1 protein-coding gene is annotated in these 382 nt (G+C 60.2%); it reads right to left on the bottom strand.

The features are described from left to right. The coding region (locus tag LBU54_RS15310) for a DUF7507 domain-containing protein (protein ID WP_449667022.1) at positions 1 to 382 on the bottom strand (382 nt) is incomplete at both ends.

Genomic DNA, 382 nt, shown 5'->3' with positions numbered 1-382 from the left:
CTGGTTGGCGTTCACAGTCTCGCTCTCGTCGCTGTCAACAGCCGTGTCGCCAGTGCCGTCGCCGTCAGTGTCCGCCGAGCCGTCGCCCTCGGCAGTGTTCGTGTAGAAGCCAAGGTCAAGGTCCGCCTGCGTAACCGTATGGGAGGCCGTGTACGTCCACGTCTCGCCTACGTCCAGCACGCCGTCGTTGTTGCCCGGTGCGTCTGCGCCCCTTACAGGTGCCGCGTCTGCCGTAGCATCGGCCATCGTCGGGTTGTATACCGTAACGTTGCCGTCGTTGGTAAGCGTGATCGTATAGTTGATAACCTGACCCACAGTATCGTATTCAGTCAATGCACCGCCGTCGATGTCGGCGAAGTCCTTAACCGTAGTTATGCTAGGG

Origin of the sequence: Winogradskyella alexanderae (genome assembly GCF_020166335.1) — a bacterium.
In the GTDB taxonomy this organism is placed as follows: domain Bacteria; phylum Bacteroidota; class Bacteroidia; order Flavobacteriales; family Flavobacteriaceae; genus Winogradskyella; species Winogradskyella alexanderae.
Note: the sequence above shows the minus strand (reverse complement) of the source record. Positions and strands in the feature narration are given on the sequence as shown.